Here is an 18,512-nt window from a genome sequence, read left to right on the forward strand (position 1 = left end):
TGCAATGACGATCATCTGATCGCGGTCCGGTAGCCAAGCCCGCCAGAGAGATCCTATCCGTCCCAAGAACATTTGGGACGGATAGGAGAATCAGCAAGCCCCCGCCCTCGTCTGACGGCCCTCCCCGCTGCCGACGGCGGGGGCTTGTATGGTGTCGCCTGCGATGAGCGAGAATGTCCGCTGCCCCAGGTGCGGGATCCGTCCGCCGACGGCCAGTACCGACCGCTCCGGCATTCGCCCATACATCGCGCAGAAGAACGCCTGGGCAATGGGCAGTAGCAACGTCGCGGCGTCAGAACGACGCGCTGGCCGGTCACCAGAACGAGGCCACCGCTTCCCGGTCGCAGTTCTCCGGACACCCCCAGGCCCGATGTTGACCCAGGCTAAAGGCGGCGTAGGCGGGCCGGCTGATCCAGCGATTCCGACCAGCATCGCCTGGCAAGCTCCGGGCTTGAAGACCACCTGGACGAGGCCTCCCCTGTATTACGGCCCGATCGCGATGGCGCACTATGCGAGGCCGCCGCCCGCGATTTCGTTGTGCACAAGTTAAATGTGCGTGAGACACTGAAAGAGTGGTTCGGGCGCTGCCCGTCCTCACGCCTAGACAGAGGAACTGGACCATGAGCAGCAGCGGCCATCCCGGGACACCTCCCGAGGACCCGGGCGAACCCCCACTCCTTCTAGAGGATCAGCTCTGCTTCACGCTCTATGCGGCGTCACGCACTGTGACCAGTGCATACAGGCCGCTTCTCGATGGGGTGGGCCTTACCTACCCTCAGTATCTGGTCATGCTCGCGCTTTGGGAGCGGCGCGTCGCCTCGGTGAAAGATCTGGTTGCCGCCGTACATCTCGACTACGGAACCCTGACTCCTCTGATCAAGCGTCTCGAATCCAGCGGCCTGGTGGTACGAGAACGGCGGGCAGATGATGAGCGGGTCGTAGAGGTTGCCCTCACCGAAAAGGGCGCTGCACTACGTGAGCACATCCGCAATCTCCCCCTTGCAATTGGAGAGGCCGTAGGACTGACCGATGAGGAAATCGGCACCGTGGCAGAGTTGCTGCGCCGCCTCACGATCAACGTGACCCTGCACACAGCGCGGCGCTAGGGCTGCCGGCGGCGCAACGCGCCGGTCGCAGCGCACTCCGCGCTCGCATCGCTTCACCAGGGCCTGCAACACAGCACGCGGAAGATCATCCCTTATGGCGCCGACTCGACCTACCCGCATGCGATTTACCAGAAGGATCCACAGACGCCGTCATGGCAATCCGCATTCACTTCACCGTTCAGGATCTTGCTCGTACACGCGTGGCAGAAGCGCCGATGCCGCTGCACGAGCTGGAACTTGCAGTTCGAGCTCTACAAAGCCGCGGTCAGCACGCCCGTTTTGATGCGTGGCGGCGGCGCGCCCGCGCTCAGTTGTCTGTCGAAGCTCGCATGGCTCTTACCCTGATGCCAGCGGTAGGCCGCTCGCCAGGTTTCCTCAGTCCGGCTAAAGCGGGTCCGGTCGAAGAGCTATTGGAGCAGGTACGCTCGACACCGCGCGACAGCATCACGGCATATATGCGGGAAACGTCAAAGCGTAATCCTGCACTTCCCGTATGGTCTCGCGACCTAGCCGATAATGCGTCTTTGCTCACTGCTCTCTGCACCGGACTGAGGCACCTCCATGCGGAGCTGCTGGCACCGCACTGGAATCAGTTCACCGAACATCTGGCAGCCGACCGAGGCTTGCGCTTGCAGCAGCAGCTCACCGGCGGTGTAGAGCAGCTTCTCTCCCGAGCCAACCCTCGGTGGATGAGATGGAACCCTCCGGTCCTGGAGATCCGCATGCTGAGCGGAGCGGACGGCGACCTTCAGCTGGAAGGACAGGGCCTGCTGCTTGTTCCCACGATGTTCTCCACGCGCCCCGTCCTCACCCACGGCAATCCGATAGCTGTGAGCTATCCCGTCTGCCAGGACCAGTCACTCCTCGAAGCAGCCAGCCACGGCTTCACCCCCGGCCGTGGCTGTCCCGCGCACGTATCGATCCTGGTGGGCCGTACGCGAGCGGTGGTTCTCACCGCTATCGCGGAACATCAAGGCTGTAGTACTGGGGAGCTTGCCGCGCATGCATCGATCGCGCCCGCGAGTGCCAGTGAACACGCGACCGTTCTCCGTGCGGCAGGGTTGATCCGATCGCTGCGTCACCGCAACACCGTGTCCCATAGCCTCACCCCCCTCGGCCTGGCGCTCCTCAGTACCCCGGAGGGGAGTTGAGATCCATTGAGATCCACTCGGCGGCGGCTCCCCACCTGGCGAGTCACCGAGGGCAGCCTCCGCATCACACGAGGAGATGAGCAACGAAGGCGCCGGCTGGGGAGCGGTGCCCGAGTGGCGCGCACTGCTGAGGTGACCAGACGCAGAGTCGCCGTGCTGGCCCCACACAGATGACAGAGGTCGCACGTGGCTGTCGGATGGCAGTGGTCGGGATGCCCAGCCCGTAGGTAACCCGGTCACGTTACCTACGACTGACTGCTCTCTCCCTTGATGGGCTAAGTCACCTAGCGGATTACGCAGGCGGCTGCGGCACTCCACTATGAAATGGCACCGGGGAACAGGAACGGCTAACAAGCCCGCTCCTGTGACGGGGGATACCTCATCTCTCGTACCTCCCTTTCGCGGAGCCGTACTCGCTATTCGGCCCGCCCGTACGTTGACCCACAAGGAGTCCATCATGTCTGCGCCTGCGATCCGACCGTTCACCGCCCAGTTCACCGATGCTGAGGTCGCCGATCTGCGCATGCGAATCGCTGCTACGCGTTTCGCCGAAAAGGAGACGGTTTCCGACCGGTCGCAGGGGCCGCAGCTCGCGACGCTGAAGGAACTCATCCGCTACTGGGGCGAAGAGTACGACTTCAACAGGGTCCAGGCGAATGTGAACGCCCACCCCAACTTCATCACCGAGATCGACGGGCTGGACATCCACTTCATCCACGTCCGCTCCAAGCACGAGAACGCGCTGCCGCTCATCATCACCCACGGCTGGCCCGGTTCGGTCATCGAGCAGCTGAAGCTCATCGACCCGCTCGTCAACCCCACAGAGTACGGCGGTGACGCGTCGGACGCCTTCCACGTGGTGATCCCCTCGATCCCCGGCTACGGATTCTCCGGAAAGCCGACGGCAACCGGCTGGGACCCCAAGCGGGTCGCACGCGCCTGGGCCGAGCTGATGGGACGTCTCGGTTACACCCGCTACGCCGCCCAGGGCGGCGACTGGGGCGCGATCATCACTGACCTCATGGGTGCGCAGGCGCCTGAGGGCCTGGTCGCGATCCACACCAACATGGCCGGCGTGATCCCTTCCGCTATCGACGCAGCGCTTGCCGCGGGGCAGCCGCTGCCGGACGGCACCCCGCCCCTGACGGAGGACGAGAAGGACACCGTCGAGCACCTGAAGAGCGTGTACTCGCACGTCTACTACGCCTACATAATGGGTGACCGGCCGCAGGCCCTGGCTGGGATCGCTGATTCGCCGGTGGGTCTGGCAGCGTTCCTGATCGACCACGACGCTGCCAGCCTGGAACTGATCACCCGGTCCTTCGATGGCGTGCCGGAGGGTCTGACGCGTGACGACGTCCTGGACAACATCACCCTCTTCTGGCTGACGAACACGGGCATTTCCTCGGCCCGTCTCTACGCGGAGAACAAGACCCCCTTCTTCGGCGTCAACGGCGTCAAGATCCCCGTCGCTGTCAGCGTTTTCCCGGACGAGCTGTACCCGGCCCCGAAGACCTGGGCCGAGCAGGCCTACCCGAACCTGGTCCACTACAACAAGCTGCCCAAGGGCGGTCACTTCGCGGCCTGGGAGCAGCCGGAGCTCCTCGTCAACGAGGTCCGTACTGGTCTCCGTTCGGTCCGCTAGAACCTGCACCACTGAATACGGGGGCGTGTGTCCGACGGAGCGGCCGAGTGACTGAGTACCCCGTTGCTCGGCCGCTCCGCGTCGTGTGGACACCTACCGGCCAGTGTTCCGTCAGGCCCCCGAGTCAGGCTCACCAACCGCCCGCTTCGATGGGATCCGGCTGCTCCGGGTGGCACGGTCGGCGACTTTGTCGTCCGCGGACGACTACCGGGCTGCACTCCGAGCCGTCGTGGCTGCCACGGGCGGGATACCCAAAGGCGGCTCGCAACCTGCGCGGCGGCGTGCGGATGCAAGCAACGCACCGCACACGGGGGGCGCGCTGTTGTCGGGCAGGAACTCCGTCGTATGAACGACAGCCTTGGGCCTCCCATCACCGTGTCGGACGCACCACCGCGCCGGCCCATGATCAAAGACGCCATTTCCAAGTGACAGCCATATATGCCGTCGGAGAGGACGCCGACGCCCGATCCCCCCTGCCAATCGACGACTCGCGAACGAGGTGCATGGGACGACCCGGGTGGGCCAAAGCCGCTCGGGGGCGTGCGCCCCAGTTCAGAGCCCAGGGAAGCCCGGCAAGGTCAGGGATTATGCAGGGACGAGGATCGAAGCCGAGGTGAAGATACGCCAGAGGGCATGTGATGGTTACCCGCTCTGCGCGCAAGGCGAGTTCGAAGGCTATTGCCCGGACCGATTCACACGAAGTTGCGATGAATGGCCCGATCCCACTCTTGTGTCGTGGTGGGCCGGTACAGTCGCCATGTCGGGATACGGCCCTTCGAGCGAAATTTTTGTTTCGCACTGCTCGTCAACGAGACGCTCGCAATAGGCCGCGTCTCCCGCCCGCAGGCCACGCACAGAACACTGTGCGCACACTTGCCCCGGTGGGGAAGGGCAGCTGATCGGCGCATCCCAGGCGGATCGGCCCTTGATGATTCGATCCGATCTTATCCGATGCCCCGACAGCACTTCAGCACCGCACGCGCAGTCCATATCAATCAACGAGGAGCGCAGGTTTAAGCCACTGCCGTTCATCGGACAATATGCGCCGCAAGCCCACAGTCACATGACCGATGCGCGGAAGTACAAACTGGAGTTGCATCACAAATAGTTGCGACCCAAAGGTCGACATCCCTCGCCATGACCAGATGCGACCTGCATGCCATGGAACTTCCGTGCTTCGGCACGGCGCCTCGCCCGACAAGGAGCGTGCAATGTCCAACGATGTGACTGCTCCGCCAGAACCGGTTCTCGAGCCTGCGGCCCGGGCGTTTGCCCAGGCGACGGCTTCTCCACCGTTCCTCGTTGATATGGGGCCAGCGCAGGGCCGTAAGGCCCTTGAGGAGGAGCAGTCCGGAGATCACGAAATGCCTCAGGTCGACGAGAAATGGGTGGCGGTCTCTGGTGGACCGAAGGGCAGTGTCCCAGTGCGCATCCTACGACCCAAGGGAGCGAGCGGCCGTTTGCCCGCAGTCTTGTACATCCACGGAGGCGGGTGGGTTCTTGGCAGTGCGCGAACACATGATCGGCTGGTGCGAGAACTGGTAGTAGGTACGGAAGCCACAGTGGTCTTCCCCGAGTACACGTTGTCACCGGAAGCGCGTTACCCGACAGCGCTGGAGGAGTGCTACGCCGTGGCCCGGTGGATAGCGACGCAGGCAGCTGAACACGGAATCGACGGCACACGACTGGCCGTCGCCGGTGACTCGGTGGGCGGCAATATGAGTGCCGCCCTCACGCTGCTGGCCCAACAGCGCAAGGACGTCTCGTTCACGTTTCAGGTACTGCTCTACCCCGTCATGAACGCCGGTTTTGACACCCATTCCTACCGGCAGTTCGCCCAGGGCTACTCTCTGCGCCGTGATACTGCCCAGTGGTTCTGGGCTCAGTACACAACCGATGAAACGCAGCGTGCGGAGCCCACCGCCAGCCCGCTTAAAGCCTCTGAACAGCAACTGCGTGGACTGCCGCCGGCTCTCGTCATCACGGCAGAGGCTGACGTCATGCGGGACGAAGGGGAAGCTTACGCAGCGAAGCTGCGTGCTGCCGGCGTCGAGGTCGCCGCAACCAGGTATCGCGGGGCCGTACACGACTTCGCGGTGCTGAATGCGCTGTCGTCGACCACGGCGGCCCGCGGCGCTGTCACTCAGATCGTCAGCACGCTGAGGCAGTCATTCGGCACCAAGCCCTGACCTTCCCGGTCACGAATCCATCGCGATGCCTACTGCATGCTGCAGGCGCGCAGATGTCGCCGGCGACTACAGAACGAGGCTGCAAACCCGGCTCCTGCTCCTTTGGTCAGACCACACCTCGTCAGGCTCTCGCGTGACACACGCAGAGCAGCTCGCGGTGTACGCCGACTCGTCGATGAGCGACAAATCTGACGCGAACGCAAGCAATCTTGAGATGACGCCTTCATGACTACACCGAAGAACCTCTTGATGATCACCATAGAGGTAGCGCCCGGACACCCCGTACATCCAGCTGATCTGTCGCTTTCGCTGGCCGGTGCCCAGCTGGTGGACCTGCTCGAGGCTGGGGCGATTGGCCTGGACAAAAGGCACGTCGTGCCGGGTTGGCAGCCGGTGCCGCCTGATCGCCTCTTGTGGGAGGCTGCCACCTCACTGGAACTGACGAGGCCCTATCAGTTGGTGAGTGACTGGCTGTCGAGCAGGGGGGACACGTTGGCAGCGGCTTACACGGCAGCCCTCGAAGCGGACGGGCTGGCCATCCGCCAACGTCCTCGAAAGCACCCCTTCAGGAGGCGTGAGCTCGTACTCGTGGACTCGCCCGCTCGACGTGAGGCGGTGGAGCGGTGGACTGCCTCAGAGCCAGTCCTGGCGACTCTGGCCGGCTTCATCGGGATCCGCCGAGAGGGGCAACAGGGTTCGCCCCGTGAAGTGCGTGGCCCGGTATCGACGATCTTGTCGGCAGTCCAAGGGGCGCTGGTTGAACTGGAAGCGGAGAGAACCGAAAGGATCATCACGCAGGCAAAGTTCTATGAAGTGTGGGCCAGGTACGGCGATTAACAGTCCCAGTTTCGGCTCCGTCCCGCGCCACCCGCGTCAACGAGCGGATCATCGCCGATGCTCTGCTCTGCCGCAGGGCAGAACTCTGCTTCCCGCACGACGTCTGTAGACCTATCGCAGCATCCGCGGCGGCAGTTTGCAGGAGGGGGTGTGCGGATACGCGAACGCTGCACCCCTCCGCTTGCACGGGCCCCGGGGACAACCACGATGACTGCCCCCCCCCGTTATGTTTCCCGCGGCCCTGCAATAGGGCCGCTGGCCTCCGGGCCCGGCATGGCTGTGTCCCCCTGTCGAACGGATGACCTGGGGGGTGGTGTCACCGGGCCCGGGAGGTGCGGTCGGAGACGCTGATGAAAGGTCCGGCCACCATCCGGTCCGACGCAATGCCGGACAGTTCGCGGGCGGCAGGTCTGCATAACGTGGATGCGCGCGTACGACACCAACGCCGAGGCCGGTACCGGCAACGTCCCTGGAAGGGCGCGATGTTCGACACCGAAGACGTGGGCGTGTTCCTCGGCCTGGACGTCGGAAAGACCACTCACCACGGACACGGGCTCACGCCAGCAGGCAAGAGGGTCTTCGACAAGCCGCTGCCCAACAGCGAGCCGAAGCTGCGGGCCGTCTTCGACAAGCTGACCGCGAAGTTCGGCAGCGTCCTGGTGATCGTGGACCAACCCCCTTCCATCGGGCGCTCTCCCGCTGACCGTGGCCCGCGACGCGGACTGCAAGGTCGCCTACCTGCCCGGACTGGCGATGCGACGGATCGCCGACCTCTACCCCGGGGAGGCCAAGACCGACGCGAAGGACGCCGCGGTGATCACGGACGCGGCCCGCACCATGCCGCACGCTCTTCGCACCCTGGAACTGACCGACGAGATCACCGCTGAGCTGACCGTGCTGACCGGCTTCGACCAGGATCTCGCCGCCGAGGCCACCCGCACCTCCAACCGGATACGCGGCCTGCTCACCCAGTTCCACCCCAGCCTGGAACGCGTCCTGGGCCCGCGCCTGGACCACCAGGCCGTCACCTGGCTGCTGGAGCTACGGGTCCCTGGCCCGCTCGCTCGCCGCTGTCCACGAACAGCGCCGAGCTCTGGAAGCGCAGATCAACACCCTGCTGGAGGCCCACCCTCTTTCCCAAGTCCTGACGTCGATGCCCGGCGTCGGCGTCAGGACTGCCGCCGTCCTGCTGACCACCGTCGGCGACGGCACCAGCTTCCCCCCCGCCGCCCACCTCGCCTCCTACGCCTGCCTCGCCCCGGCCACCAGGCAAACCGGGACCTCGATCCACGGCGAACACGCACCCCGAGGCGGCAACCGGCAGCTCAAACGCGCGATGTTCCTCTCGGCCTTCGCCTGCATGAACGCCGATCCCGCCTCGCGCACCTACTACGACAAGCAACGCGCCCGCGGTAAAACCCACACCCAGGCTCTCCTCCGCCTCGCCCGCCAGCGCATCAGCGTCCTGTTCGCCATGCTTAGAGACGGAACCTTCTACGAACCCCGCCTCCCCCACGCGATGGCTGCATGAACCAGCCCACAGGCAGGTCGATTCAGGTCAACGCCTTGTGCCGTCTATCCACGCCGAGAGAGCTGCGGCAGCCCACCGGACAGCTTCTTCCTGGTCCCGGGAGAGCTTCGCGCACACCGCTGCGACGTCCTGCACACCGTCCGGTCCCACGAGCGCGTCATGCACCCCGGTCTGCAGCCAGTCAGCCTGGTTGTCGTCAGCCTCGGCAACCGCGAGAGCGATGAGCCTTACGGCCGCCACCGTCCCCACCCGGGCCAGTGACTCTGCCGTCTGTCGAGTCACCGCCGTGTCCTCGACGTCCAGCAGCAGCCCCACCAGCGCTTCCGCAGCCTCAGGAACATCAGCGAAGGAAGCAAGGTCCCGCCCAGCACGAACACGTTGCGTCCACGAAGGAGACGACGCCTCAGCCAAGGCCGCCTCCAACCCACTCATCATCTCTGGCACGACCAGACAGTCTCATGCCCCACGAAGAAGATCGAACCCCGGGCCGAAGCTGCCCACACGCTTGACGAAGAACATAGAGGCACCCCCCAGTGGCCAGCGTCCCTCTCCCAGGACATTTGGTGGCCACCTGCACAACGGCGTCGTGGGCGAGGTGCAATGCAGAGGAACCGGCGGCGAACTCGCTCCAGGCCAGCTCTCTGCGAGGTTCAGTCGCTCATGAGGCCGGCCGTGACAGCGTGCCAATCCACGTCGCACAGTTCCGTGCCGGGGTGAACGAGAGCGAAGGTCTCCAGGAGCCATTTCTCCAGCGGTTCCGGATCCATCTCGAGCAGGCAGGACGTGCCGTGCGCTTCCAGCTTCATGTACATCACCCGCCGCGTCCCAGACCCCGACGGCCACAGCCGGACATCTCCCAGCCCGCTGGGCTCAGTGGTGCCGTCGAAAAGCAGGTCTCGTGAGATGACCCAGCGGACAGCATCCGACGGTGACGCATGCAGTTCCACCAGCACCGTGAGCGGATCGGCCACCGCGTAGTGAAATTCCGCCTTGAGCGGCACACGGATTTTCGGCTCAGGGATCGTGTGAATGGTCAAGCTCAGCGAGCGCATGCTGCACGGAGGTTGTCTGTGGTCACACCAGCTCGGTTGTTGCGTGGACATCGCAGTTCCCTTCGTTCGAAATGTCGTAGGCCGCTCCATGCTGGGCTGTCGGGTCGGTCTCAGTCATCTGTCAGCTGACTGGGCTGCATCCTGCCCTGCGGCTGTACGGCAGCGAGGGGACTGGTGCCTGCGGGTCGGCGGAGCGACGGCGAGGGACCCGAGCACGGTGGCTGCACGTGCAGCCACCGTCGGATCGGCGAGAGGAGCGGCTTTTCGAGCCGGGGCCCGACAGCCGGGCTGGCGATGGCGAAGTGCTGCAGCGGCCTCGTGCTTACGCTCTAGGTGTTGGTAGTTGCCTGAGCCGACGTGTTGGCCACGTGCGGCAGCTGCCGTCGCGCCGGGCGTGGTGGCGGCGGCCTGGGCGCCAGCTGGCCGGCACGACAGAGCTCAGGGTTCCAAAGCGTCGCGCAGCATGGAACGAGAAGTGATGCCCAGTTTCGGATAGATCTGGTAGAGGTGGGCGCTAATGGTCCTGTGTGAAAGGAAGAGGCGCTCCCCGATCTGTTTGTTGGTCAGGCCGGTGGCTGCCAGCCGCGCGATCTCCAGCTCTTGGGGGGTGAGGGTATGCGCCTTCGGTGTTCCCTGGCGCAGTTTGCTCGCGCCGGCGGCCCGCAGTTCCGCTTCGGCGCGTTCTGCCCAGGGGCGAGCCTTCAGGTATTCGAAGGTGGACAACGCGGTGCTGAGCGGCCCTCTGGATTCTGTGGTCGCCCGTGCGCGCCTGAGCCGCTCGCCGTATGCCAACTGGACACGTGAGAAGTCGAACGGCCAGCGATCCGCGCCGGGGACGGCCAGGGCTTGTGTGAACAGGTTCAGGGCCGCTTCGTCATCTGTGGTGGCCATGGCGTCGCAGGCATCTGTCAGCAGGGCGTGCCGTGAGGACACGTCGGCCACGTTGGCCTCCCGCATCGCGTGGACGTGTCGGGCCGCTTCTTCGCGCCTGTTGGTGCGGACGGCAGCTTCCACCAGGTCGAACGTCACCCACAGGGCGTGTGGGACGTGTGGGGCGAGGCTCCCGGCCGGGCTGATGGTGTTCGCGTGGTCGTAGGCGCCGGCGAAGTCACCGCGTCCCAGCCGTGCCACGGCGGCGGCGTGATGTCCGTAGTGGGCGGCGCAGTCCGCTCCTCGGGGCATGGCCCAGCGAATGATCTGCTCGGCCGTTGCTTCGGCTTCGGTGTCTTGCCCACGTGCGGCTTTGAGGATGGCCTGGACGTACTGGAAGTACCAGGCGAAGGCGCGATAGCCGTGTGTTTCGCAGAGCTTGAGGCCCTCATCGGCCAGTTGTGCAGCCTCGTCCCAGTTTCCGGTGAGGTAGTCGTCCAGGCAGAGGTGGATCAGTCCGGACAGGTACCGGCGGGCTGGGCCGCCATCGCGTCCCGTGCGAACGACGCGCCATGCTGCTTCGCGGATGTCTCCTAGGCGGTCGAGGTAGAGGGCTGCTGTGCCGGTCCGGGTGATGTGAACGGGGTCGGTCACGTCTGTCAGTTCCGCGACGAGCTCGTCGAGCTCCCTGGAAGCTGCGGCGCCGGTGCGCGCGGGATCCGAGAACGTCTTGCCAAGGGCGGACAGTATGAGCGGCGCCTGTGGTGTCAGCTTGCCCAGGGCCTGGTAGTAGGGCTCCCACAAAGCTGTGCGGGCGCCGAAGAAGCAGACCAGTGCAAGGGTGTGGAGGGCGTCGACGAGGGTCTTGTTGTTGGCGTCGTATGCGTGGGTCCCGCTGTCAATGGCGCCGACCAGTAGTCGGTGGGCCGTGTCGACGTCTCCGTCGCGGTTCAGGATGAGGACGGCGGTGGCTGCTGCCGCATGCAGGGAGCTCTGCGAGGCCTCAGCTGTGTTCCTGGCGTCGTCTATGAGTTTCTGGGCGCTGGTGAGTGAGCCGGTGGATTCGGCGCCTACGTAGGCGGCTTCTGCGAGCCGGCGGCTGCGGTCGGCCGCGCGGGGCGTCAGGTCTGCAGAGCGGATGAGCGTGCGCATGCCGCCGACGGCGTCGCCGCGACGCAGGGTGATGTGGGCAGCCTTCTCGAGCAGGGTGGCGACGTGCTCGTCGGGTTCCAGCGTTGCCTCACCCAGGTGCCAGGCTTGGCGCTCGGGCTGGTCCACCAGGACTTGTGCCAGCACGGAGTGCACCGCACGCCGTTCGCTGCTGGTGGAGTTCGCAATCACCGTTGAGCGGATGAGCGGGTGGCGAAAGCGCAGTCGGCGTGCCTGTTCATCGATGTGGACGAGGTGGTCCCGCTCGACAGGTGCGAGGTCGTCCAGGTCGTACCCCTCGTCTGCCTGCCGTGACGCTGCCTGCAAGACTCCAAGATCGCCGACGCCTTCCAATGCGGCGAGCAGGACGAGACGCTGCGACGGCGCGGGGAGATCGGTGATCCGTGAGCCGAAGACCGCCTCCAGACGCTGGCTGAGCGGCACCGCGGACGAGGCGGCGTCGAGAGGCATATCCCGTCCTGCGGACAGCGCGGACGGCAGCTCGAGCAGAGCGAGCGGGTTCCCGCACGCCGCGGACAGCAGGCGCTGACGGGCGCTCGGCACGAGATTCGGGTATGTCTCATCGACCAATCGTGTTGCTGCCTGGGCGTTCAGCGGCCGCAACCAGTACTCCGGCAGGGTGCCGCAGTCGTGCAGGCTCTGTGTACCGGTGCGACAGGCGGCGAGGAAGCTGACACGAATGCTGGCCGACCGCCGGGCCACGAAGCCCAGCACGGCCGCACTCGCCCGATCGATCCAAGGGAGGTCGTCGACGATCAAAAGGAGCGGGTTTCCTGCTGCGATCTTCCGCAGCAGGACCAGCACGGCGTTGGAGACCATCAGCCGCTCCGGCGCTGCGCCGCTCTGGAAACCGAGCGCGACGCGCAAGGCGTCACGAAAGGGCGCCTGCAGTTCTTCGACTGTCTCCTGGAAGGGGAAGAGGACCTGATTGAGCCCCGAGTAGCTGCAGCTCGATTCGAACTCCACCCCGGCCACGCGGAGAACCTGGGCACCTTCCTCCAGAGCCGCCTGCGCAACGGCATCCATCACCGCGGTCTTTCCGACGCCAGGGTCACCAGAGAGCAGCAGAGCGCCGCCGGTCGCCCCCGTGCTCAGAAGGCCGCGAATTTGATCGAGGTCGTACTCCCGACCGATCAAGATGTCGGCCGAGCCACGTTTGGCGAAGTCACTACTGATCACTTAGATGCTCCCATTTTGATGGGGGGCCAGAGCGAGGAAAGGTCTGGGGGTGAAGGGGGCAACGACCGGCACTGCTGCGCTTCATGGCCGGGTGCAGGGCTGGCAAGGGGTAAGCCCCAAGGCAACCTTCGATAACTTACGCAAGAAAAGCCTCGCATACAAGTAAATCCCATGCGATTAGAGTGTGGTAAATGTAACGGCGCTGCCCCGGGGCGCGACTTTTTGCGTTCGGGAGACCCGCTCGGCGGGGCTCTGGATCAGAAGTAGGCGGTTGCGATGCCACGGCACCGGCGGTCGAAGGCAAGTTTGTCTACAAGCGCGGCAAGGAGGTAGATCGAACGTTCAATGCGACGGCTTCCGGCCGTGCCTCCGCTTCGACAAGCGCCCAGTGCCTACACAGAACGCTGACCCGCGCTTCTGCAGATCCCGGCGGCGGAACAAAACGGGGAGAGTCTTCCGACAGAAGTCTGCTCGGACCCACTGGGTACGGGCGCCCTCCGTACTCATCGCCTGGGCACGAGTTTCAGAACCTGCGCGCCGCCTGGGATCGATCGCGCTGGGGTCAGAGTTCGACCACGCCTCGGATGTGGCGTCGCACCCAGCCTTCGGCCGGTGGCCTCGAGGGGTCAGCGGCCGTAATACTCCCGTGGGTGAGGTACTGCCCACTTCGGCGCATGCGCGCCCAGGGCGTTTCATTCGGATCATCGGATCGTTGGTCCGTGTGTGCCGTTGACTGGCGCGCAGTGGGCGCGGATCGAGCCGTTGTTGCCGGACCGGACACCCCGGCGGGGCGGCCGGTAGCGGGATCATCGTGAAGGGTTCCCCGCCGACGTGGACGGCACCGCAACATGTCAGACATCATCCTGGCCGACAAGGCCTACTCCTCGCGTGCCATCCGCGACCACCTGCGCAAGCGCGACATCAAGGCGGTCATTCCCGTCCCGGCCGACCAGCGAGGTCACCGTCTACGCCGAGGCAGCCGAGGCAGCAGGCCACCCCCCTTTGACCGCGAGACCTACAAACAACGCAACACCGTCGAACGCTGCATCAACCGCAGTGGTGTGGAATCGCCACCCGCTACGAAAAGACCACGACCATCTACCTGGCCGGACTGCAGGTCGCAGGCATCTTCCTCTCGTCCATACGATGATCCAACCGAAACGCCCTAGCAGTGGTGATCTCTGTGTTGACGGTCAGTTTCCGGGTCTACTCGCGGGTTGGCTACCGTCGGACGTGGTGCCCGATCGAGCGTTTGCCGGCCGACCGCCTGCCAGAGGTCTCGCCGCCGCGTGGGGCGCCGCCAGTCACCAGACAATGGCCACACGATCTTGGTCGTCGGCGGGTTCAGGGCCTCGCCGGGTCTGACGCTTCGGCCCTCAGTCATGCAGCGGCGGGTGCGCTACCGTCAGGCTTCAGCCGCAGGGAGATGCTGTTGATGCAGTATCGCTGGTCTGTCGGCGTCGGGAACCCCTCACCCTCGAATACGTGCCCGAGGTGGGATCCGCAGCGGGCACAGCGGACCTCGGTCTGCACCATGCCGTAGGACCGGTCCTCGGCCAGCTCGACGGCGTCGGAGTCCTTCGGGTCGAAGAAGGAGGGCCAGCCGCATCGGGAGTCGAACTTCTCCTTGGAGGTGAAAAGTTCGGCACCGCAGGCGCGGCAGGAGTAGACGCCCTCCGTCTTCGTGTCGGTGTACTCGCCGGTGAACGGCTTCTCGGTATGGGCGCGGCGCAGGACCCGATACTCCTCAGGCTTCAACTCCGCGCGCCATTGCTCATCCGTCTTCTCGATGTCGTACGACATGAATCTCAATTCCTCACAGAACTGGAGTCGGTGTCCGCTCCGGTCATGCACCCGCGCGTCTAGGCAGCTGCCAGTCGGGGCGGGGGAAGTGACAGGTGTAGCCGGATGGGTAGCGTGCCAGGCGGTTCTGGTGCTCGGGTTCGGCTTCCCAGAAATCGCCCGCCGGGACGACCTCAGTCACGACCTTGCCCGGCCATCGGCCTGATGCCTCGACATGGGCGACGACGTCCTCGGCAACTCGTCGCTGTTCGTCGTTGTGGTAGAAGACGGCGGATCGGTACTCCGAACCGACGTCGCCTCCTTGCCTGTTAATCGTGGTCGGGTCATGGATTTGGAAGAAGAACTCGAGGATCGTTCGGTAGTCAGTTGCGACTGGGTCGAAGACCACTTCGACCGACTCAGCATGGTTTCCGTGATCGAGGTAACTCGCGTTAGGCGTGTCACCTCCGCTGTATCCGGTTCGACTGCTGACGACACCCGGAAGCGCCCCAAGAAGGTCCTGCATACCCCAGAAGCAGCCACCCGCCAGCCATGCCGTCTGCGTGGAGCTACTCATAGCCGTGTAAACCTCTCTGATTCTCGTATCCGACCGATTGCATCGGGTGCGGCGGCACCTGCGCTTGCACGGAATTCGCACCGACCAGTGCCCGAACGCGCGGTCGAGCAGATCACATTCGACCTACTCGACCGCAGGGCCGGCCTTGACCGTGCGAGCTGTCAGGTGCGCAGCGACCGGAGCCCGGTACGCAGCTCATTCACGAAGAGCTCTGGCTGTTCCCAGGCCGCGAAGTGTCCGCCCTTGGGGAGCCGGTTGTAGTGGATGAGGTTCGGGTAGGCCTGCTCGGTCCAGCTTCGAGGGGACTCGTACAGCTCCTCGGGGAAGACGCTCACAGCGACCGGAAGGGTGACACCCTTGGCACCGAAGAAGGGGAACGTGTTCTCCGCGTAGAGACGGCCCGAGGAAACCCCGGTGTTCGTGAGCCAGAAGAGCGTGACGTTGTCGAGAAAGTCGTCCCGCGTCAGACCTTCGGGTTCGCCAGCGAACGCTCGTGTGATCATCGCCAGGCTGTCTCGGTCGTGGTCGGCCATGAAGGTCGCCAGGAAGGCCGGCGAATCCGCGAGGCCGGTCAGAACCTGGGGACGTGAAGCCATGATGTACGCGTAGAAGACGTGCGCATACACAAAGGTCAGCTGGCCGACTGCGCGCTGCTCCTCCTCTGTGAGCTCCGGGAGGTCGGGCGGCAGCGGCTGGCTGGTCGCGAGCGCCTGGTCGATCGCAGGGGGGACTACGCCTGGCATGTTGGTGTGAATGCCGACCAATCCCTCGGGGGCCTGGAGGGCCATGACGTCTGTGACTACCGCACCCCAGTCGCCGCCCTGCGCCACATAGTGTGTGTAGCCGAGGCGCTTCATCAGCTCTGCCCAGGCGCGCGCGATACGGTCCGGCCCCCAGCCCTTGGCACTCGGCTTGCCGGAGAAGCCGTAGCCCGGCATCGACGGAATCACCACGTCGAAGGCGTCCGACGCATCGCCGCCGTGCGCTGTGGGGTTGGTGAGGGGCTCGATGATCTTCAGCTGTTCGACGACCGAGCCGGGCCACCCATGCGTGACCAGGATCGGCAAAGCATTCTCATGCGACGAGCGCACGTGGATGAAATGGATCTCCAGGCCGTCTATTTCGGTGACGAAGTTCGGGTAGGCGCCTACCTTCGCCTTGACCCTGCCGAAGTCGTAGTCCTCCCCCCAGTAGCGGACGATTTCCTGCGCAGTCGCGAGCTGCGGGCCCTGCGACTGATCGTCGACAGTCTCCTTCTCCGGCCAGCGCGTGGCTGCGATGCGCTTGCGCAGATCAGCGACGTCCGCTTCCGGAAAGTCCACGGTGAACGGCCGGATCGCCGTCCGTTCGGAAGTGACAGACATGAGCGGGTTCCTCCCGTCAGAGGCACTGACTCGGTGACTTCGGAGTCTCGCTTAGGGCGGGAGCCCATCGCGCCCGGGGAAGCACGGGGATGACCCCCGGGGTTCTGTCCCGGGGTCGCCGCCGCGCGTCTACACCACACATCAGTCATGACAGCCAAGGCTGTGCCCGACTATGGCGGAAACAAGCAAAACCGGGCAAACATGATAATTTAGCGGTTGTGCATGGCGTTATGCCGCCTGCGGCTACCTCATAGCCGCAGGCGATCAACGCTGACGAGGGCACCTAAGGACCGGGAAGATCGCTTCCTATGAGCAAGTTCACCGTCGGCCCGCAGGGCCGACTATGGGGCCGGATCGACCAGCTGGATGCGCTGGATCAGCTACTGGACACAGCTCGGTCCGGGAAAAGTGCGGTGTTGGTTCTGCGCGGTGAGGCAGGTATCGGCAAGACCGCCCTGCTGGAGTATGCGGCTGGCCGGGCTGTCGGGTTCCGCACGATCGGCGTCGCAGGCGTCGAATCCGAGATGGAACTTCCCTTTGCCACCCTTCAGCTGGTGTGCGCCCCGATGATGGGACGACTGCAAGAGCTTCCGGAACCGCAGAGCAACGCCCTGTCTGTCGCGTTCGGACTACGGGAAGGAGCGACGCCTAATCGGTTCCTGGTCGGACTGGCCGTGCTCGGTCTCCTGGCCAGCACCACCGAGGATCACCCACTGGTATGCCTTATCGACGATGCGCAATGGCTCGACGAGGGCTCCATCGAGGTACTTTCCTTCGTCGCCAGGCGCCTGAAGGCAGAACCCGTAGCTTTGGTTGCAGCGTCCATACCAACTCGCCGGGCATCGGGGCGCGGAGGAGTGCGTTGAAGCATTGGTGTCCTGCCGCCACCGTCTGAAGCCAACACCGGTGACTCAGGACTGCGTCGTTCTCGCGGCCCCTGGCCCCGCACGCGGACCTTCGATGAAGACTCTGCGGAAGGTTCGTCGCGGCGCAGAGCCTCAGGTTCCCGCCAGCCGCCGAGCTCCAGCTCGGGCCGGTGCCCGCCCTGGCCATGCACGCTGCGGACCGGTCGGACAAGGGCTGGTGCGGTGCCGCGGTGGCGTATTTCAGAAGGGCTCCACGCATGAGAGAGCGATCACCAGATCGTACGAACAGCCTGTCATGTACTTGACGTGCATGGTTTCGGTCAGCACCGTGTGGCCTCAACAGTCGACATGGGGGGCCATGGTTGTGAAACGTGTCCGCGCGGTTCAAGCAATACTGGCGATCGTGCTAACGGTCCCGCTGACGGTGCTCAGCACCGCGGCACCGGCACAGGCAGCCGAGAAATGCGTTCCAGCTCCCACGGAATACCTGTGGTACGCACCGGTCGGAGCCCCCTACTACCCCACGGTTCTGCGGAACATCACGACCCACCTCTACACCGGAAAGCAGTCAGCCGGCGCCAAGGCCGGCGCTACCGTCCCGAACGGTTCATACGTCTCCATCGATCGTTCCATCGGCTCGTTCTCCCCGGCGACTACCAAGGAAGATGACGACGGGTACGGCTGGCGCACCAACGCGCAGGTTGCGGCGACGGGTGGGTACGACTACTGCCAGAAGTACCACGCTGGGGCCACGGGATGGACTGAAACACCTGTCGTTCAGGGCCGCTACCACGCTGTGCGGCCATGCCTACGCGTATCCGGGGTGCTGCAGTGCGCGGAGAAGTGGTACGTCGACTTTGACGGCTGACAGAACGCTCGGAGAGCAGTGCCCACAGACCCTGTAAGCCGCAGGTGGGCGCCGCACCGAAACTCATACGCTAAGAGGGGCAACCGCGTGTCCGCGGTCGCCCCTCTTGCATCCCGGGGCACTGCCCACGTAGTCGCCCGACCATCTCTCGTTGTTGCCCGCGAGTTGGGGCGGACGAATGGGTTGCCGTCAAAAGGACAGACCGTGGCCGCCCGGGTGCGGTACGGGCGACGAACACTCACAGCTCATCCAATGACCGCCAAGAAGGCAGTCACAAAATCACCCCAGAACACCAACTACCTAGATCAGATGCTCTCTAACCCTC

General features: G+C 64.8%; 13 protein-coding genes and 2 pseudogenes. 9 read left to right on the top strand and 6 right to left on the bottom strand.

Annotated features, from left to right (window positions below; genetic code table 11):
• The first annotated feature begins 620 nt into the window (after positions 1 to 620).
• The 6 genes and pseudogenes from RPQ07_RS00345 (at position 621) to RPQ07_RS00370 (ending at position 8,459) form a co-directional block, all read left to right on the top strand.
• Entirely contained in the window at positions 621 to 1,106 is a 486-nt protein-coding gene (locus tag RPQ07_RS00345; protein ID WP_313941924.1) for a MarR family transcriptional regulator, read from the top strand.
• A 152-nt stretch (positions 1,107 to 1,258) separates the two neighbouring features.
• Positions 1,259 to 2,257 carry a winged helix-turn-helix domain-containing protein gene (locus RPQ07_RS00350; protein WP_313941925.1) on the top strand — a complete coding sequence of 333 codons (999 nt, stop codon included), beginning with the start codon at positions 1,259 to 1,261 and terminating at the stop codon, positions 2,255 to 2,257.
• A 457-nt stretch (positions 2,258 to 2,714) separates the two neighbouring features.
• Positions 2,715 to 3,902 (top strand): epoxide hydrolase, encoded by a 1,188-nt coding sequence (locus RPQ07_RS00355; protein WP_313941926.1) that lies wholly within the window; start codon positions 2,715 to 2,717, stop codon positions 3,900 to 3,902.
• Positions 3,903 to 5,113: 1,211 nt separating this feature from the next.
• Positions 5,114 to 6,091 (top strand): alpha/beta hydrolase, encoded by a 978-nt coding sequence (locus RPQ07_RS00360; RefSeq protein WP_313941927.1) that lies wholly within the window; start codon positions 5,114 to 5,116, stop codon positions 6,089 to 6,091.
• A gap of 225 nt (positions 6,092 to 6,316) precedes the next feature.
• Positions 6,317 to 6,928: a GPP34 family phosphoprotein gene (locus tag RPQ07_RS00365; protein ID WP_313941928.1), complete on the top strand. Its 612-nt coding sequence runs from the start codon at positions 6,317 to 6,319 to the stop codon at positions 6,926 to 6,928.
• Between the two features lie 482 nt (positions 6,929 to 7,410).
• A pseudogene (locus RPQ07_RS00370) lies at positions 7,411 to 8,459 on the top strand (IS110 family transposase).
• A gap of 27 nt (positions 8,460 to 8,486) precedes the next feature.
• Here the strand turns inward: RPQ07_RS00370 and RPQ07_RS00375 are convergent.
• The 3 genes from RPQ07_RS00375 to RPQ07_RS00385 all read right to left on the bottom strand — a co-directional run bounded on the left by RPQ07_RS00375 (position 8,487) and on the right by RPQ07_RS00385 (position 12,730).
• Positions 8,487 to 8,774, bottom strand: coding sequence for a hypothetical protein (locus RPQ07_RS00375; RefSeq protein WP_313941929.1), 288 nt, complete (start codon positions 8,772 to 8,774; stop codon positions 8,487 to 8,489).
• A 335-nt stretch (positions 8,775 to 9,109) separates the two neighbouring features.
• Entirely contained in the window at positions 9,110 to 9,511 is a 402-nt protein-coding gene (locus RPQ07_RS00380) for an SsgA family sporulation/cell division regulator (RefSeq protein WP_313941930.1), read from the bottom strand.
• 438 nt (positions 9,512 to 9,949) lie between these two features.
• A complete protein-coding gene (locus RPQ07_RS00385; protein WP_313941931.1) occupies positions 9,950 to 12,730 on the bottom strand; it encodes a helix-turn-helix transcriptional regulator in 2,781 nt (926 codons plus the stop codon).
• Positions 12,731 to 13,545: 815 nt separating this feature from the next.
• On the opposite strand from RPQ07_RS00385, the pseudogene RPQ07_RS00390 reads away from it, so the two are divergent.
• Positions 13,546 to 13,880, top strand: a pseudogene (locus RPQ07_RS00390) (transposase); the annotation flags it as partial.
• A 230-nt stretch (positions 13,881 to 14,110) separates the two neighbouring features.
• Here RPQ07_RS00390 and msrB read toward each other — a convergent pair.
• From msrB to RPQ07_RS00405, 3 genes are all read right to left on the bottom strand, one after another.
• Entirely contained in the window at positions 14,111 to 14,533 is a 423-nt protein-coding gene (gene msrB, locus RPQ07_RS00395) for a peptide-methionine (R)-S-oxide reductase MsrB (protein WP_313941932.1), read from the bottom strand.
• 43 nt (positions 14,534 to 14,576) lie between these two features.
• A complete protein-coding gene (gene msrA, locus RPQ07_RS00400) occupies positions 14,577 to 15,089 on the bottom strand; it encodes a peptide-methionine (S)-S-oxide reductase MsrA (RefSeq protein WP_313941933.1) in 513 nt (170 codons plus the stop codon).
• Positions 15,090 to 15,250: 161 nt separating this feature from the next.
• Complete coding sequence (locus RPQ07_RS00405) at positions 15,251 to 16,453, bottom strand: epoxide hydrolase (protein WP_313941934.1); 1,203 nt, start codon at positions 16,451 to 16,453, stop codon at positions 15,251 to 15,253.
• A 308-nt stretch (positions 16,454 to 16,761) separates the two neighbouring features.
• On the opposite strand from RPQ07_RS00405, the gene RPQ07_RS00410 reads away from it, so the two are divergent.
• Complete coding sequence (locus RPQ07_RS00410) at positions 16,762 to 17,319, top strand: ATP-binding protein (RefSeq protein WP_313941935.1); 558 nt, start codon at positions 16,762 to 16,764, stop codon at positions 17,317 to 17,319.
• Between the two features lie 358 nt (positions 17,320 to 17,677).
• Positions 17,678 to 18,187: a hypothetical protein gene (locus RPQ07_RS00415; RefSeq protein WP_313941936.1), complete on the top strand. Its 510-nt coding sequence runs from the start codon at positions 17,678 to 17,680 to the stop codon at positions 18,185 to 18,187.
• Positions 18,188 to 18,512 lie beyond the last annotated feature (325 nt).

Source organism: Streptomyces sp. AM8-1-1, from assembly GCF_032229325.1.
GTDB classification, from domain to species: Bacteria; Actinomycetota; Actinomycetes; order Streptomycetales; family Streptomycetaceae; genus Streptomyces; species Streptomyces achmelvichensis.

Bases quoted from the DNA above. Each gene is read 5' to 3' on its own strand.
- RPQ07_RS00415 (WP_313941936.1), top strand. From the start codon at position 17,678: ATGGTTGTGAAACGTGTCCGCGCGGTTCAAGCAATACTGGCGATCGTG.
- RPQ07_RS00365 (WP_313941928.1), top strand. From the start codon at position 6,317: ATGACTACACCGAAGAACCTCTTGATGATCACCATAGAGGTAGCGCCC.
- msrA (WP_313941933.1), bottom strand. From the start codon at position 15,089: ATGAGTAGCTCCACGCAGACGGCATGGCTGGCGGGTGGCTGCTTCTGG.
- RPQ07_RS00380 (WP_313941930.1), bottom strand. From the start codon at position 9,511: ATGCGCTCGCTGAGCTTGACCATTCACACGATCCCTGAGCCGAAAATC.
- RPQ07_RS00350 (WP_313941925.1), top strand. From the start codon at position 1,259: ATGGCAATCCGCATTCACTTCACCGTTCAGGATCTTGCTCGTACACGC.
- RPQ07_RS00410 (WP_313941935.1), top strand. From the start codon at position 16,762: ATGAGCAAGTTCACCGTCGGCCCGCAGGGCCGACTATGGGGCCGGATC.
- RPQ07_RS00345 (WP_313941924.1), top strand. From the start codon at position 621: ATGAGCAGCAGCGGCCATCCCGGGACACCTCCCGAGGACCCGGGCGAA.
- RPQ07_RS00405 (WP_313941934.1), bottom strand. From the start codon at position 16,453: ATGTCTGTCACTTCCGAACGGACGGCGATCCGGCCGTTCACCGTGGAC.
- RPQ07_RS00355 (WP_313941926.1), top strand. From the start codon at position 2,715: ATGTCTGCGCCTGCGATCCGACCGTTCACCGCCCAGTTCACCGATGCT.
- msrB (WP_313941932.1), bottom strand. From the start codon at position 14,533: ATGTCGTACGACATCGAGAAGACGGATGAGCAATGGCGCGCGGAGTTG.
- RPQ07_RS00360 (WP_313941927.1), top strand. From the start codon at position 5,114: ATGTCCAACGATGTGACTGCTCCGCCAGAACCGGTTCTCGAGCCTGCG.